The sequence below is a fragment of the Parageobacillus sp. VR-IP genome (genome assembly GCF_013357975.1).
Lineage (GTDB): Bacteria > Bacillota > Bacilli > Bacillales > Anoxybacillaceae > Saccharococcus > Saccharococcus caldoxylosilyticus.
Map to the genome: position 1 here is coordinate 224,608 of NZ_JABVYQ010000005.1, position 15,640 is coordinate 240,247.

A 15,640-nucleotide genomic window follows, 5' to 3' on the forward strand; every position below is an offset into this window, starting at 1 on the left:
TGAGAGTAGGAAACGGCAACGGTGGCTGCCTTTATGCATACATATTGCCGTTTCTTGCTCATTCCCATTCGGAATGAGTTTTTTTATTTCTGTAAAAAGGGGGAACAGCAATGAGAAAGTGGAAACAGTACATCGCGCTGCTTGTCGTCGTCCTGACATTCGGCCTATTGTTCGGATGCAGCGGGGCGAACGAAAGCAAAGCGCCTGCGAACAAAGAAGCAACAAAAACGGAACAATCACAAGCCGCGTTTCCGGTAACGGTGAAAGATGGATTAGGGGAAGAAGTGACGATTAAGTCAGAACCGAAAAAAATCGTTTCCTTAATTCCAAGCAACACGGAAATTGCCTATGCGTTGGGATTAGGCGACAAAATCGTTGGTGTCAGCGATTTTGACAACTATCCGGAAGATGTGAAAAAGAAAGAAAAAATCGGCGGCATGGATTTCAACATTGAAAAAATTATTTCGTTGAAACCGGATTTAGTTCTCGCTCATGCGTCAGGCGCGCACAACTCAAAAGACGGACTCAAGCAGCTGAAAGATGCAGGCATTACGGTGCTAGTAGTCAATGATGCGAAATCGTTTGCTGATGTATACCATTCGATCGAATTGATTGGCAAGGCAACTGGAACTGCCGGCAAAGCGCAAGAAATTATCAACAATATGAAAACGAAACTGGAAGAAATAAAAGAAAAGGCAAAACAAATTAAACCGGAAGAGCAAATGAAAGTATGGGTGGAAGTATCGCCGCCGCCGCAAATTTATACGGCTGGAAAAGGAACGTTTATAGATGAGATGATTCAGGACATTTCGGCGAAAAACGTTGCCGGCGGCCTGGAAGGATGGCCGATGGTGACGGAAGAAAAAGTGGTGGCATACAAACCGGATGTGATTGTTACTACCTACGGCGGAGCGAAACAGGTGTTAGAACGCGCGTCGTGGAAAGATGTTCCAGCGGTGAAAAATAAGCGGGTATATGATGTCAATACCGATTTAGTCAGCCGTCCGGGCCCGCGTCTTGTTGAAGGAGTAGAGGAACTTGCAAAAGTCATTTACCCGGAAATCTTTAAGTAATGTATCGATGTATATCATTGCTGTAACGGTTGCGGCGGTCTCGCTTTTATTAGGGATATCGATAGGTTCGTTATCGATTCCCTTTTCTACTATTATCAAGATTCTTTTTTCGGCCTGGCTTGGATTGCCGCTGTCCGGCGGCGATGCTCCCGATGATCTTGTGCAAATCGTGATGATGATCCGCCTTCCGCGCGTGGTGCTCGCGTTTCTCGTTGGTGCGTCGTTGGCGGTCGCGGGCGCGGCGTTTCAAGGGCTGTTAAAAAATGCGCTTGCCGATCCGTATACGCTCGGCGTGTCATCCGGCGCTTCCGTCGGTGCGGTGCTCGTCATTTTTTTCGGTATTCAACTGCCGCTCTTTGGTACGTTTACTTTGCCGATCGTCAGCATTTTATTTGGTCTGGCGACGCTCGCGCTTGTGCTTTTATTTACAAGGGCCGTGGAACGGCAAATGTCGGTGGAGACGATCATTTTGGCCGGGATTATATTTGGAGCGTTTTTCAGCGCCCTTATCTCTTTGATGATTGCGCTGACCGGGGAAGAATTGCGGCAAATTATTGCCTGGCTGATGGGAAGCGTCGCGATGCGGGGCTGGAAATATACGGTGCTTCTCCTTCCATTTTTTCTGCTCGGAGTCGTCTTGCTTCTTCTGAATGCGCGCGAGCTTAATGCGTTTGCCTTTGGCGAAGCGGCGGCGCTCCATGTCGGGGTGAACGTGATGCGCCGCAAAATCATGATTTTAACGGGGGCTTCGTTATTGACAGGGGCGGCTGTATCGGTGTCGGGGACGATCGGATTTGTCGGGCTCGTCGTTCCCCATATGGTCCGCCTTGTCTGTGGTCCGAACCACCGTTTGTTGTTGCCGTTGTCTTTGCTATACGGCGGGGCATTTCTCGTGCTTGCCGATTTGCTGGCGCGCACGATCATTTCGCCGCGCGAATTGCCGATTGGTGTCATTACTTCCTTGATTGGCGCTCCGCTGTTTGCGTTGTTATTTTTCCGAAGAATGAAAAGAAAGATGTGATCGATGTGCTGGAAGTAAACAACGTGTCTTACCGCTATCAGCGTAAACAAGTGCTTCATGATATCACCTTTACGGTAGAAAAAGGGGAAATATTTGGCATTTTAGGGCCAAATGGCAGCGGGAAAACGACATTGTTAAAGCTATTAAGCAAAGAGCTGTCTGTGCAAAGCGGCAGTATCACCGTGAACGGGCGGCCGCTCCCTTCTTTTTCGCATAAAGAGTGGGCTCGTTTTGCCGCGGTGCTTCCGCAAACGATCGATGTGGCGTTTGGCTATACGGTCAAAGAAACGGTGGAGCTCGGGCGGTACGCCCATCAGCATCGTTTATTTCCGATGTGGACGGAGGAAGATGAGCAGGCGGTCGATGCGGCGATTCATGAAGTCGGCCTCGCCGAAAAAGCGGAAGAGAGCATCGAGCGCTTAAGCGGAGGAGAGCGCCAGCGCGCCTATTTAGCGCGGGCGCTGGCGCAAAATCCTGAACTGCTGCTGCTCGATGAGCCGACGAATCATATGGATATTACCCAGCAGCTCCATCTATTAAATCAGCTTGTTCGTTCGGCAAAAGAGAAAAAACTGACCGTGATTGCCATTTTTCATGATATGAATATCGCCAGTTTATATTGCGACAGGCTTTTAATGCTAAAAGAGGGGAAGGCGGTTGCGCTTGGCACGCCGGAAGAGCTGATGGAGCCGGCGCTTCTCCATTCCGTGTTTCAATCTCCGGTAAACAAACAGGCACATCCGACCGTTTCCAAGCCACTGCTGGCCTTTTTGCCAGAAAGAGGATTGTCGGCCATCGAACAGCGGGGGCTGCCTGAACTCCTTACATGGACAACGATGGACGACTGCATCGCCATCACTGCGGCGGAGCCGCTCAAAGTGCTGTCTTCCGCGCTTGTTGGCTCTGGGTTTCAATGGGCGACCCATTTTGTCAACCGGCAAGTTTCCAAAGACTATAACCGTGAAGATGCGGAATTAGAGATGAAGCAATATTTACGGAAACGAGGGCTTCCTGTTTCCAGTACGATTGGAATGATGACGGCAGTCGACATACATGATGCCGTTTGCATATATGAAAAACAAGACGAGTTTTCGCTCTGGGCGGTGGTGACGGCGGGAGTAGGAAATGCCGTCGATGCCGCGCATGCGTGGAAACGGGCGCAATTCGAGCAAAAAATCGGAACCATTAATATGATGATTTTTATCGATGGGACGTTAACCGATGCTGCCTATGTGCAAGCGGTGATGACAGCGACGGAAGCAAAGGTGAAGGCATTGTATGAAGAAAACGTCCTTGATCCCGAGACGAACACGTATGCGACGGGTACTTCGACCGATTGCATCGTCATTGCCGCGACGCAGACGGGCACCGCTTTTTCGTATGCGGGAACGATCACCCCGATTGGCCAAGCAATCGGACGCGTCGTTTATGAAGCAACAAAGGAAGCGCTGCGTCGATATCGAAAGCGAAGGGATTTTTCATGAGCCATCTGCTGGCGATTGCACTGGCATTGATGCTTGATTTTTGGCTCGGTGATCCGCGTTGGCTGCCGCATCCGGTGCGGGGCATGGGAGCGCTTATCTCTTTTTTTGACCGACGATTAAACAAAGGAGCATATCGGCGCGTAAAAGGAATTGTGACGGTAACGGCAGTAACAGGAACGGTGTATATCATTTCGTTGCTTGCCGTCAAAATTAGTTATTCGCTTTCTTGGCTCTTTGGGGTTGTCGTAGAAGCGATCCTGATTTTTACCACGATTGCAACGAAAAGCCTACAAGAGGCGGCATGGAATGTGCTGCTGCCGCTCGAGCGGGGAGATATGGAGCAGGCGCGCCGCGAGTTAAGCATGATTGTCGGCCGCGATACGGAAAACTTGGATGAACCGGAAATCGTGCGTGCCTGCGTGGAAACGGTGGCGGAAAATACAAGCGACGGCATTACCGCGCCGCTGTTTTACGCATGGATCGGCGGCGCACCATTGGCGCTTTTTTATCGCGCTGTCAATACGTGCGATTCGATGCTCGGCTATAAAAATGATACATACCGCGCGTTCGGCTGGGCGTCGGCAAGACTGGATGATGTCATGAATTATATACCAGCGCGTCTGACAGCGGCCGTCATGGTGTTCGCTCATAGCGGCAAGCGGTTCCGCTACTGCTGGCGCGTGCTGCTTCGCGATGCCCGCAAGCATCCAAGCCCAAACAGCGGCTGGCCGGAAGCGGCGATGGCGGCGCTTTTAGGCGTGCGGCTTGGCGGAACGAATACGTATCACGGCGTCGTTTCCAGGCGGCCGACGATCGGTGACCCGCTTGTTCCTTTGCAAACCAATCATATTCGCCGAGCGCTCCGAATTATGGTGGTGACCGTTTTGTCGTTTGTGCTGCTATTGTTGATAGGAGGGATGATCGTTGCGTTTACCGGCGCATGGGGCGAATCCTCGCAAGCTATATGAATACTGCAATATTCCGCTTCCGGAAAGGTACATCGATTTTAGCGTCAATACGAACCCGTATATGCTTCCGCCATCGCTTTGGCCTTCGCAGGCGGAGTTTTGCCAATGGGCGATGGAGTATCCCGATCCCGAGGCGCGGCAGTTGGCGGAGCTGCTTGCTGAAACAGAAGGGGTATCGTCAGCAAAATTGCTTATCGCCAACGGTGCTTCCGAGTGCATTTATTTGCTCGCCAAACTGTTTGCCAATAAACGGGCCGGCATTCTCGAACCGACGTTTTCCGAGTATCGCCGCGCCTGTCAGGCGCACGGCTGTAACATTGTCCTGCTTGTTGCAACGGAAGAGCGAAATTGGAAATATGAGCAACAGGAGTTAATGAAATTAATAGAGGAAGTCGATATTCTCTTTTTATGCCATCCAAACAATCCAACGGGAACGGTGATGAAAGAAGATGAGCTCTATGCGTTGCTTGCCGCGGCGGAGGAAGCAAGGACGTTTACGGTGATTGACGAGGCGTTTTACCCTTTTTGGTTTGGCGGCTTTACGGCAATGCAGTGGATAAATGACTTTTCCCGCTTAATCGTGTTGCGCTCCTTAACGAAAATCCATCATTTAGCAGGAGCGCGTATTGGCTATATGGCTGCAAATGAAGCAGTCATTGAAAAAGTAAAGGCGTTGCAGCCTCCATGGAGTGTAAGCCAGATTGCCCAGCAGCTGGCGCTCCGTTTTTTGCCGCTCGAGGAGTTTGCCGCGCAAACGAAGCAAATGATTGCCCAAGAAAGGGAAAGAATCACGGGCATATTGCGCGCATATGGCTATTCTGTTTCTTCGTCTGTCGCTAACTTTTATTTATTGCGGCGGCCGGGGTGTCCAACAGAAGAACTATTTTTTTCTTTATTAAAGGAAGGAATCGTGCCGCGCCATACCGTCAATTTTCCTGGTCTTGACGGTCGTTATTTGCGCTTTGCCGTGAAAACGAAAGAAGAAAATGACGAATTATTGCATGTGTTAAAGCGGTGGGAAACATGATGGTGTTTATTAGCGGCGGCGTCCGCAGCGGAAAAAGCAAAGTGGCCGAAGGGTACGCGCGAAAGCTAGCGATCCCGGAATTCTCCTTGCACTATATTGCGACGGCAAGCGCTGATGACGATGAAATGAAGCAACGCATCATCCATCACCAAAAGCGGCGGGAGAAACAGCCGATTCAATGGGCAACGTGGGAGCAACCTGTTTGTCTTGACCAGCTGGTCGGATCGTTTACGAAAGAAGATGTCGTGCTGCTCGATTGTTTGACTAATTGGCTCGCCAATGAGCTGTTTCGTGATGGCAGCTGGAAAGAGGAAAAATTATGTTTCCGTAAAGCGGCGTACATGTGGGAAACGCTAGAGCGGCTGGCGGGAGCGTGCAAAGCGTTGATTATTGTTTCCAATGAATTATTTTGCGGGGGAGTACCCGCTGATATCGGGACCTATCACTATATGAAAATGCTCGGCTGGCTTCACCAGAAAATTGTCGCGGAAGCGGAGGTCGCTGTTTTAGTCCAGCACGGGGTGGCAACGGTCAAAAAAGGAGAGTTGTTCTGATGAAAGCAGCTTGGAGCGGGTTATTATTATCGTTGCAATTTTTAACGGTGATTCCGGTTCGGAGGCAAATCGAGTGGAACGGTGACGTAGCGCGCTGGTCCGTCCGTCTTTTCCCGCTTATCGGCGCCATCATCGGAGCTGTCGCGACCGTGATGTACTACCTGTTTTCTGCTTTTTCTTCCTTTTCTCCGCTGTTTCTGGCGCTGTTTCTTATGTGGCTGTCGGTTTGGCTTGCTGGCGGTTTGCACGCCGATGGTTGGATGGATGTCAGCGATGCGTTTTTTTCGTATCGGGATGTAAAGCGGCGCCAAGAAATTATGAGCGATTCGCGCGTTGGAGCGTTTGCGGTATTATCTATTTTGTTTTTGCTTTCATTTCGCTTTTTATTTATGTTTGAAACAATATGTTCCGATTTTGATATATTTCTTATTGCTGTTATTCCGGTGTTTTCGAGAACAGCGATGGCATGGCTGCTTATTTGCGGAAAACCAGCGAAGCAAACCGGCATGGCTGCTGCTTTTCGGGAACATGCCGATCGTTACGATGCGCATGCCGCAATGACAATTGGCAGCTGTTTGCTCGCATGTTTATGCGCTACCCATTTTTCTGTTTTTAACACTATTATTTTTCTAGCATGCGGGACCATATTTGCTGCTTTCGCTGCACGTTTATTTTTTGAAAGACAATTTGGCGGCATTACCGGTGATACGCTTGGGGCGTTTGTGGAAGGGATGGAGACGTGGCTATGGTTTATTATTTGGCTATTACGTTCATACGTCACGGTATAACGCCGGAAAATGAAGCAAGGCGATATATTGGGCATACGGATGTGCCGCTTGCAGGGCAGGAAAAAACACGGCTTCTCCAAGCAGACTTGCAGTTTTTCAAGCCTGTTGATTTGCTTGTATCAAGCGATTTGCTGCGCTGCCGGCAAACGTGCGAGAGGTTGTTTAGAAACTATTGCGGCGCGAAATGCGAAATGGAGCAATGGCGGGAAATAAATTTTGGCGATTGGGAAGGAAAAACTTTTCCAGAGTTGAAAGAAATAAAAGAGTATCAGCAATGGCTGCATTCTCCGTTTTCCGTAGCGCCGCCCAATGGGGAAAGCTACAAAGCTTTTTGCCGGCGGGTGGAAGAAGCGCTTGAACAAACCATACTGCTTGCCGAACAAACAAACGCGAGGCATGTCGCCGTCGTCACGCATGGCGGCCCGATTCGTTACGTATTGGAACGCTACGCTCCGGTAGAACGGCCGTTTTGGGAATGGGCAGTGCCATTTGGCGGCGGGTTTACACTGCAATCGACGCTTGAGAGGTGGAAGGAGAAAAAACGATGCATTTCATTGTCGGAGGTGCTTTTCAAGGAAAACGAAAATGGGCGTGCACTTACTACCGAATAACAGAACGGAAGGATGTCGTTTGGTATAACGGATATGAATGCGAATATGGCGAACCAGATGTGAATATACTCGAACGAATCGTTGTAATGGAAGGATTGGAAGCAGCGATTCGGCGTATTCCAGATTTAACTTATTGGAAACGTATGTTTCAAATGTGGCATGAGTGGGAACGACAAGATTCTGGACGAACGGTTGTGTGGATTGGTTCAGACATTACGCAGGGGGTTGTCCCGGTGGAAAAAGAGGAACGATTATGGCGCGATGTAACCGGTTGGTGTTACCAGCAATTGACGCAGCTTTGCGACCGCGTTGATCGTGTTTGGTGTGGATTAGTAGAACGAATGAAATAAGGGGGAGAAACGATATGAGGCTATATACGAGAACAGGTGACAAAGGGAAAACGAGTTTAATCGGCGGACGTGTCGATAAAGACCATCTGCGCGTGGAGGCGTACGGTACGTTAGATGAAGTAAATTCATTTGTCGGGCAGGCGATGACGTTGTTAGATAAGGAGAAATTTCAAGATATTTACGCTGAATTGCAAAAAATTCAACATGAATTATTTGATTGCGGCGGCGACTTGGCCATTGTGAATGGAAAGCTTCCGTATAAAGTAACGGCGGATATGGTAGCCTTTTTGGAAACGCGTATCGATGAATATGTGAAAGAAGCTCCGCCGCTTGAAAAATTTATTTTACCTGGCGGCTCCCCGGCTGCAGCGGCGCTTCATGTTGCCCGTACGGTAACAAGAAGAGCGGAACGGTGCATCGTGTCTTTGAGCAAAGCGGAGCCGGTTAATGAAATTGTATTGCAATATGTGAATCGTCTATCTGATTACTTTTTTGCTGTTGCCCGTGTCATTAACGCGCGTTTGGGAGTAAAAGACGTCGAATATGAACGGAGCGCCATCGTGTTTCGCGATAAGGAGGAGAAAAAATGATAGGAAGCCAGAAACGATTTGCCGCGACAATCGTGTTGATTAGTTTATCGGTGATCGGTTCGTTATTGAAGCTGCCAACTTCGCTTGGCAGCATTGCATTGGATAGCGCTCCAGCACTTGTTGCGGCAGCGATTCTTGGAGCGAACAGCGGCGCTCTCGTTGCCGCGTTTGGTCATTTCATATCAGCGTTTTTTGCAGGGTTTCCGTTAGGAGCGTTTCATTTGCTAGTCGCTGTGGAAATGGCAGCGCTTGTATATGGATTTGCTTGGCTATATCAACATAAATGGAAAAAGGCTGCTTTTTTCCTTTTCTTTGTTGGCAACACCTTTTTAGCGCCGCTTCCATTTGCTTTATGGATGGGAAAAGCGTTTGTTTTGGCGATTATTCCTTCTTTGGCGGCTGCGACGGCTGCGAACATCATTGTTTCATCTCTCGTTATTCCGGTGCTTTGGAAATTGACAATCATGGAATCGGAGAAGATGCCACGTGCGTGATGTATTGTTTGTACCTTTTTACGATGGCACAGAGTTAGTCGTTGCGGCGGATGGTTCGGCAGCTATTGGAGAGAAAGAGAAGGATATTGTACACGCTCCATATGATGTCGTTGCGTATTTCGCTGCGCGCGTTGCATTCATGGAAGTATTGAGTGTTGGAGCAAAGCCGCATGCCGTGGTACTGCAAAATTTTGTGCATGATGAAGCGTGGGAAACACTTTGCAATGGCATTCGCAGGACGTGTCAAGAATTACATATAGACATTCCGGTCATCGGGAGCAGTGAAACGAATTTTCCAACGCTTCAGTCCGCTGTTGGCATAACGGTTGTTGGTACGGTGCAAACAGAGCGGAAACGGGTCGGAATAACACCAAAAGACGCAAAATTTGCGGTAATCGGCGAACCCCTTGTCGGTGATGAAGTGTTGAAGCGCAATGAACGAGTTCTCTCTCTTTCGTTATTTCAAGCATTATTGAGACAAACGTATATTTATGAAATTGTCCCGATTGGTTCAAAAGGAATTTATTACGAACTGCAGCAATTGCTGCAGGCAAACGGCCTTGCTTTCTCATCGTGTTCCTGCAAGCTGCCCCTTTTTGCTTCTGCCGGTCCGTCTACCGCTGTATTAATTAGTTACCATCCTTGTGTGGAAGAGGAAGTCAAAAAGATTGCCAAAAGTTTATTTTTTCCGCTCTTCATAGATTAGTAAAATGGAAGAGAAAAGAAGGAAGAATATTTTGCAATATTCTTCCTTTTTTCGCGTGGAAATTTTATCATGATTGTAACGAAACGATTTGTCGCGGCGACAAATGAAGTAGAATGGGAGGAGAAAGGATGGACTCCGTCTTTGAGGAGTTGTACGAAAAGTATCATGATGATATTTTTAATTTTTTATTTTATATGGTACGAAATCGAGAGCAGACAGAAGATCTCGTTCAGGAAGTATACATAAAAGTACTGCGTTCTTATAAGCGGTTTAAAGGGGAAAGCAGTGAAAAAACATGGTTGCTGTCGATTGCACGCCATGTGGCGATCGATTTTTTCCGCAAACAAAAAAGCCGGCAGCAGAAATTAGGAAAATTAGATTGGAGTGAAGAACAGCTTGGTGATGGACAGCCGCTGCCGGAGGAAATCGCGATTCAAAAAGAGGAGATTCAGCTAATGTACCGTTGTTTAGAACGTTGTACGATCGATCAGCAGCTTGTTATCGTGCTTCGCTTTATCCAATCGCTGTCGATTACGGAGACAGCGGAGGCGTTAGGATGGACGGAGAGCAAAGTCAAAACGACGCAGCACCGGGCGTTGAAAGTGTTGAAAAAGTATATGGAAGAAGAAATGGAGAAGGGAAGAGGACAGCGTGAAAAAGTTTCGGTGGAATGACGAATGCCTTGAGCATACGCTACAGCAGATGCCGATGATTAAAGATCATCGTTCGAAGGAAGAAATATATCAACAATTAATCAAAGCAAGAAAAACGGCATGCTGGAAAGCCTGGTTTCTTCCATCACTGATTTCCGTCGTTGCGGCGGTGTCTGTGGTGGCGATCTATGCACCTAGCCTTCCATTCACACAACGTCCGGAAAAAAGCTCTGAGAAGTTAGATCGGCATATGATAACGCTACAGGCGGAACAGCCGGCAAAGGAGAGTCAAACGCTTTTGTCTGCTAGGGAGCACAATTCGTTTTTATCGCACATTGTGACCAAAGATGCATTGAATGATCAAGATATTGTCGTAGTAGGAATCCCTGATCAACAGTCGCAAATCATCATTCCCATTAGCGTTCCGGTAAAAAAATATGAACAAGCGGCTGAGCAGCTCAAAATGGCCAAATCACAAATTGATGAACAAAAATGGGGGTTATCAAAGCGGCTGCTTAATGGTGTCACGATTGCCCCTTCTCGTGAAAGCAATCGAGTCTGGCTGGTCCGGGTGTCAAAACAACATCCAGTTTTTTCCGAAGGGTCGATGGGTGAATCATTGTTTCTTGCCAGCGTTGAAGAAACGATTCGCTGGATGGGTGGAAAGAAAATCCGTTTTTTTACTGAAAAGAAGGAAGGAATGGCGTTTCATCATAAAGGATATATAAAGGAAATGGAAATTCCGAATAAGAAGCGGGCGTATTATTTATATTGGTCCGGTTCGACGCATTCTGTGTTTCTTGTTCCGTCGCCGCAGCATGTTTCGACGTTTTTAGAAGCATTAAAACAGATGAAAAAAGATGAAGGTGGGCCATTGCGCTCCACTGTTCCAAAAGGGGTTCGCATTAAGAAGGTGAGCGTGCAGAATGATCATGTTGTGATCCAGTTTACGGAAGATTCCAAGCTAAACGGACTGCCATCGATTCAATGGATGATGGAGGCGATTTTGCTTACGGCGAAAGAGTTCGGCTTTCGCACCGTTACATTTAAAGGCGGGGGAGTCAAGCAAATTGGCCCGTATATGTTTGGGAAAAAAATCGCCGTACCCGTTGGTCCAAATCCGATTACAGTATATGCATCTGCCCAATAAAAAGGAAGTGTTTTTTGTTACAATTTTGTTAATGTAGCAATGGCAACGTTCTATTTGCCGCTTTTTTCACATAATACAATATATGGCGGAATGATAACGAAAAGGAGGAACGGATGATGGGAGATGTGATGAGACGTTTGCTTGTTGTGGCAGGCATGGCTGCCTGCATTCGTTTGCTATTTATGGTTGGTATGGCGGGGTGAATGTGCGAAAATTCGCAAAACCGTTGTCCTCCTCATCTCTATGCGATATAATGATAGAAACGTAGAGGGAGGAGAGAGAAACATGTTAACCGATTATCACAATCATCTTGAGCGGGGAACGCTGACCCTCGAATATTTGCGGCAATTTACGGATGAAGCAGCAAGAAAGGGAATTCAGCATTTTGGCATATCGGAACATGCCTACCATTTTTACCAAACAAAAAATATTTTATCCAATCCATGGGTCGACGCGCGCCGTTACTATGATATGGATGACTATGTCCGGCTGTTCCATGAAGCGTGGGATGCCGGAATTGACGTAAAAATGTCCATTGAAATGGATTATACGCCGGGAAAACATGAAGAAATGGCGCAATTTATCCAATCTTATGAGTTTGATTATGTGATCGGTTCAATTCATTGGGTTGATGATTTTGGCATTGATTTGGCAGAGTACCGTCAAGAATGGGAACGCAGGGATCTATACGATACATACCGCAAATATTTTGACCAAGTTGTCACCTTGGCTGAGTCGAATTTATTCGATATTATCGGTCATCTGGATTTGGTCAAAATATTTAAATACGTTCCAGAAGATGAAGAATTTTTGCTAGAGCAATACGATCGCGCGACAACCGCGCTGGCAAATTCGAAAACATGCGTCGAAATCAGCACAGCAGGGCTGCGGAAACCGGTTGGCGAGCTGTACCCGGATAAACGGCTATTGCAAATGTGCTACGATAAAGGCATCCCAATTGTGCTTTCCTCCGATGCGCATGTCCCTGAGCATGTAGGGGCAGATTACGACAAAGCGATTGCGCTTGCGAGAAGTGTTGGTTATACGGAGTTGATGACGTTTCATAAGGGGGAACGGAAGGCGGTGCCGCTAGGATAAAAGCGGTGCTCACACAAAAAAGGAATGGGGTCGTGCCCATTCCTTTTTTGTTTTACACTTCTAATCTTTTTACGGTGTCAATATCTTCGATTTCGGTTAATTGTTGCATAACAGCATCATCAATTGGCTTATCTAGCGAAAGCAACATAATCGCCCTGCCGCCCGCTTCTTGTCGTCCGACTTGCATCGTGGCGATGTTTACCTGATGTTCGCCAAGCACGTTTCCGACTTTTCCGATCATCCCCGGGCGGTCTTGGTGTTGAATGTAAAGGAGATGTCCTTCCGGCGCAAAATCAATCGTAAATCCGTCAAAGTGGACGATGCGGTCGCCGTAGTTTGGAATGTGCGTGCCTTTGATCGTAAATGTTCTATTTTCGCCATGAACGGTAAGGGAGATGCAGTTGGCATAGCCGTGTGTTTCGTCAGAAAACTTTTCGCCGTACGTAATTCCCCGTTCCTTTGCGATCATGGCGGCGTTCACTTCGTTGACCGTCGAAGCGACACGCGGCCGTAAAAATCCAGCGAGCAGACTGCGCGTGATATAAGTCGTTTCTAAATCGGCGACGGTTCCTGCATACGTAACGGACAGTTCTTGAACCGGAATATTCATATATTGTGAGGCAATCATGCCCATCTTCTTCGCTAAATGGTAGAATGCTTGAATTTTCTCGTATACGTCTTTGGACAAGGCTGGCAGATTAATAGAAGATGTAACCGGTTTTCCTTCTAAAAACTGCAATATTTCCTTGGCAACTTGAGTAGCGACATTTAATTGCGCTTCGACAGTAGAAGCGCCAAGATGCGGAGTGACGATCACATTATCAAACGACAATAATGGATGGTCTCCCGGCGGTTCTTGTTCAAAGACATCGAGGGCGACCCCGGCCACATGGCCATTTTGCAAAAACGGAATGAGAGCCTTTTCGTCAATAATGCCGCCGCGGGCACAGTTGATGAGATACACGCCTTTTTTCGTTTTTGCCAAATTTTTCTCGCCGAGAAGTCCTTTTGTTTCTTTTGTCAGCGGAGTGTGCACGGTAATAATGTCGGCGCAAGCGAGCACCTCATCGAGCGTATGAATCGACACACCGAGTTTTTCGGCGTGTTCTTTCGTTAAAAACGGATCGTACACGTGCACGGTCATGCCAAAGGCGCGCGCACGTTTCGCTACTTCAGAGCCGATGCGGCCGAATCCGATGATGCCTAAATGTTTTCCTTTCAGCTCCATGCCAACAAACGCGGAGCGGTTCCATTCCCGCGATTTGACCGAAATATGCGCCTGCGGAATGTGGCGTACGAGCGCGGCCATCATTGCAAAAGTGTGTTCGGCGGCGGAAATCGTATTTCCATTTGGCGCGTTAATGACGACAATCCCGCGCTTTGTCGCCGCTTCTACATCAATATTGTCAACCCCGACGCCGGCGCGGCCGATAATTTTTAAGTTCGGCATTTTTGAAAGCAGTTCTTCTGTCACTTTTGTCGCGCTGCGAACGAGCAAGGCGTCAAATTCATGCAGTTCGTTTTCTGCTTCACTGACATTTTTTTGCACGATTTCAATTTGTTCGGATTTTCGTAGTGGGGCTAATCCTTCTTCGTTAATTGCGTCGGAAACTAAAATGCGAAACACGTCGATGTGCTCCTTTCTTATTCAAGAATTTTAAATTTCTGATAATTTACCATACTAAAGCGCTTTCTGTCAATGATATGAAAAGAAGTCATACCAATGTAAACGTTTTTATCATCGAATGTTCGGATTTTGCTTAATAAAATGCGCCCAAGCCGTTATGGAGACTTGGGCGCTGTTTTGTTTATTTATTTTTTTGTTCGTTGTAGCGGGTGATGCATTCTTCAATTAATTTGGCAGCAGCTTCTGGACCTTCCCATGTGCCGATTTCCGTCCGTTTTCCTTGCAAATCTTTATAACGCTCAAAGAAATGGGCGATTTCTTTTAATTTGTGCTGCGGAAGATCTTCAATGCTGCGGATTTCGTCGAAACGCGGATCTTCAACCGGAACGCCAATCAGCTTTGCATCTTCTTCGCCGCTGTCAACCATGTTTAAATAACCGATGACACGTGTGTCAATCACGCAGCCAGGGAACGTTGGGTTGGTGGTAATGACTAAAATATCGAGCGGGTCGCCGTCTAAAGCGAGCGTGTTTTGCAAATATCCGTATTCTGCTGGATAAAACATCGGTGAGTACAGGACGCGGTCTAGTTTGAAAATGCCCCGTTCTTTGTCGAATTCGTACTTGTTTTGGCTTCCTGCCGGAATTTCGATAAATGCTTCAACCACTTTATTTTCGAATGCCACAACACGTTCCTCCTTTAAATTATGTATGCGTTTCTATTATAGAATAGATGGTAAAGGGTAGCAACTACAGAAATAGGCCGTTCGCAAACACGTGAATGTGGATGATCCATTGCTTGCAAATATTTCATGTTGCGATGGAAAGCAGTTCAGACGATTCACGCTTTTCTGTCGTAACAGATGGACGAGAACGCCGGCCGGCAAATGCATTTGCCCGCGGAAAAGCAGCTTTTGCATCCATTTCGCTTGATTTTATTGACCAATCAACACTCTCGGCAAAACATAAATAAACCCCTCTTGCATTGTTGGCAAGAGGGGGGATGTTTATCAATCAAATTTATTTGGGTCTCCGTCAAACGGCTCATCGGCGACTTTAATCGACTCGGTTGGGCAGCCTTCGTAGGCGTCCATCATGTCGTCGATCAGAATTTCCGGAACTTCTACGATGCCTTGATTATCATCTAAAGTAACGTAGGCGATGCCGTCTTCATCGTAGTCGTAAATGTCTGGAGCCGCCGCGCCGCACGCTCCGCAGGCGATACATGTTTCCTTATCCACAATCGTATATTTTGGCATGATAAAAACCTCCCCAAGTTCTATTCGAAACGGACGAGTCATCTCCGTGTTCTATACTCGGAAATGAACTTTCAATTTTATAATAAGGCTGTTTCAGAAACTTTTCAACATAAAAATGTCACAACTGCATTTTTAAATATATAAACAGTGCCTACTTTTATATAAAAAACAGTGCCTACTTTACCTAT

19 protein-coding genes are annotated in these 15,640 nt (G+C 47.3%); 16 read left to right on the forward strand and 3 right to left on the reverse strand.

Going from position 1 to position 15,640, the window contains the following annotated elements; translation table 11 throughout:
- Positions 1-110: 110 nt before the first annotated feature.
- From HT574_RS14200 to HT574_RS14270, 15 genes are all read left to right on the forward strand, one after another.
- Positions 111-1,073, forward strand: a complete 963-nt coding sequence (locus HT574_RS14200; protein WP_175245092.1) for an ABC transporter substrate-binding protein — start codon at positions 111-113, stop codon at positions 1,071-1,073.
- Positions 1,039-2,094: a FecCD family ABC transporter permease gene (locus HT574_RS14205; RefSeq protein WP_175245093.1), complete on the forward strand. Its 1,056-nt coding sequence runs from the start codon at positions 1,039-1,041 to the stop codon at positions 2,092-2,094. Before HT574_RS14200 ends, HT574_RS14205 begins: the two co-directional genes overlap by 35 nt.
- Positions 2,094-3,578, forward strand: coding sequence for an adenosylcobinamide amidohydrolase (locus HT574_RS14210; RefSeq protein WP_175245180.1), 1,485 nt, complete (start codon positions 2,094-2,096; stop codon positions 3,576-3,578). The genes HT574_RS14205 and HT574_RS14210 overlap by 1 nt, the downstream gene beginning before the upstream one ends.
- Complete coding sequence (gene cbiB / locus HT574_RS14215) at positions 3,575-4,546, forward strand: adenosylcobinamide-phosphate synthase CbiB (RefSeq protein WP_175245094.1); 972 nt, start codon at positions 3,575-3,577, stop codon at positions 4,544-4,546. The genes HT574_RS14210 and cbiB overlap by 4 nt, the downstream gene beginning before the upstream one ends.
- Positions 4,503-5,573 (forward strand): threonine-phosphate decarboxylase CobD, encoded by a 1,071-nt coding sequence (cobD, locus tag HT574_RS14220; RefSeq protein WP_175245095.1) that lies wholly within the window; start codon positions 4,503-4,505, stop codon positions 5,571-5,573. The genes cbiB and cobD overlap by 44 nt, the downstream gene beginning before the upstream one ends.
- A complete protein-coding gene (locus HT574_RS14225) occupies positions 5,570-6,127 on the forward strand; it encodes a bifunctional adenosylcobinamide kinase/adenosylcobinamide-phosphate guanylyltransferase (RefSeq protein WP_175245096.1) in 558 nt (185 codons plus the stop codon). The genes cobD and HT574_RS14225 overlap by 4 nt, the downstream gene beginning before the upstream one ends.
- Positions 6,127-6,915: an adenosylcobinamide-GDP ribazoletransferase gene (gene cobS / locus HT574_RS14230; protein WP_175245097.1), complete on the forward strand. Its 789-nt coding sequence runs from the start codon at positions 6,127-6,129 to the stop codon at positions 6,913-6,915. Before HT574_RS14225 ends, cobS begins: the two co-directional genes overlap by 1 nt.
- Complete coding sequence (locus HT574_RS14235) at positions 6,873-7,526, forward strand: histidine phosphatase family protein (protein WP_175245098.1); 654 nt, start codon at positions 6,873-6,875, stop codon at positions 7,524-7,526. Before cobS ends, HT574_RS14235 begins: the two co-directional genes overlap by 43 nt.
- The gene (locus tag HT574_RS14240) at positions 7,460-7,876 is read left to right on the forward strand and encodes a bifunctional adenosylcobinamide kinase/adenosylcobinamide-phosphate guanylyltransferase (RefSeq protein WP_175245099.1); all 417 of its coding nucleotides are present in this window, start codon (positions 7,460-7,462) and stop codon (positions 7,874-7,876) included. Before HT574_RS14235 ends, HT574_RS14240 begins: the two co-directional genes overlap by 67 nt.
- Positions 7,877-7,890: 14 nt before the next feature.
- Positions 7,891-8,466, forward strand: a complete 576-nt coding sequence (locus tag HT574_RS14245; protein ID WP_081161275.1) for a cob(I)yrinic acid a,c-diamide adenosyltransferase — start codon at positions 7,891-7,893, stop codon at positions 8,464-8,466.
- Positions 8,463-8,960: an ECF transporter S component gene (locus HT574_RS14250; RefSeq protein ID WP_175245100.1), complete on the forward strand. Its 498-nt coding sequence runs from the start codon at positions 8,463-8,465 to the stop codon at positions 8,958-8,960. Before HT574_RS14245 ends, HT574_RS14250 begins: the two co-directional genes overlap by 4 nt.
- The gene (locus HT574_RS14255) at positions 8,953-9,666 is read left to right on the forward strand and encodes an AIR synthase related protein (protein WP_175245101.1); all 714 of its coding nucleotides are present in this window, start codon (positions 8,953-8,955) and stop codon (positions 9,664-9,666) included. The genes HT574_RS14250 and HT574_RS14255 overlap by 8 nt, the downstream gene beginning before the upstream one ends.
- A gap of 128 nt (positions 9,667-9,794) precedes the next feature.
- Positions 9,795-10,340 (forward strand): RNA polymerase sigma factor SigX, encoded by a 546-nt coding sequence (sigX, locus tag HT574_RS14260; RefSeq protein WP_042410950.1) that lies wholly within the window; start codon positions 9,795-9,797, stop codon positions 10,338-10,340.
- Entirely contained in the window at positions 10,318-11,469 is a 1,152-nt protein-coding gene (locus HT574_RS14265; protein WP_175245102.1) for a GerMN domain-containing protein, read from the forward strand. Before sigX ends, HT574_RS14265 begins: the two co-directional genes overlap by 23 nt.
- A 285-nt stretch (positions 11,470-11,754) precedes the next feature.
- Positions 11,755-12,567, forward strand: a complete 813-nt coding sequence (locus tag HT574_RS14270) for a histidinol-phosphatase (protein ID WP_017435341.1) — start codon at positions 11,755-11,757, stop codon at positions 12,565-12,567.
- Positions 12,568-12,619: 52 nt separating this feature from the next.
- On the opposite strand, the gene serA is transcribed toward HT574_RS14270, so the two are convergent.
- Positions 12,620-14,194 (reverse strand): phosphoglycerate dehydrogenase, encoded by a 1,575-nt coding sequence (gene serA / locus HT574_RS14275; protein WP_175245103.1) that lies wholly within the window; start codon positions 14,192-14,194, stop codon positions 12,620-12,622.
- Positions 14,195-14,375: 181 nt separating this feature from the next.
- Positions 14,376-14,879, reverse strand: a complete 504-nt coding sequence (locus tag HT574_RS14280) for an inorganic diphosphatase (RefSeq protein ID WP_175245104.1) — start codon at positions 14,877-14,879, stop codon at positions 14,376-14,378.
- A 113-nt stretch (positions 14,880-14,992) separates the two neighbouring features.
- On the opposite strand from HT574_RS14280, the gene HT574_RS14285 reads away from it, so the two are divergent.
- Positions 14,993-15,166, forward strand: coding sequence for a hypothetical protein (locus HT574_RS14285; protein ID WP_017435344.1), 174 nt, complete (start codon positions 14,993-14,995; stop codon positions 15,164-15,166).
- 37 nt (positions 15,167-15,203) lie between these two features.
- On the opposite strand, the gene HT574_RS14290 is transcribed toward HT574_RS14285, so the two are convergent.
- The gene (locus HT574_RS14290; protein ID WP_003249499.1) at positions 15,204-15,452 is read right to left on the reverse strand and encodes a ferredoxin; all 249 of its coding nucleotides are present in this window, start codon (positions 15,450-15,452) and stop codon (positions 15,204-15,206) included.
- Positions 15,453-15,640: the final 188 nt, after the last annotated feature.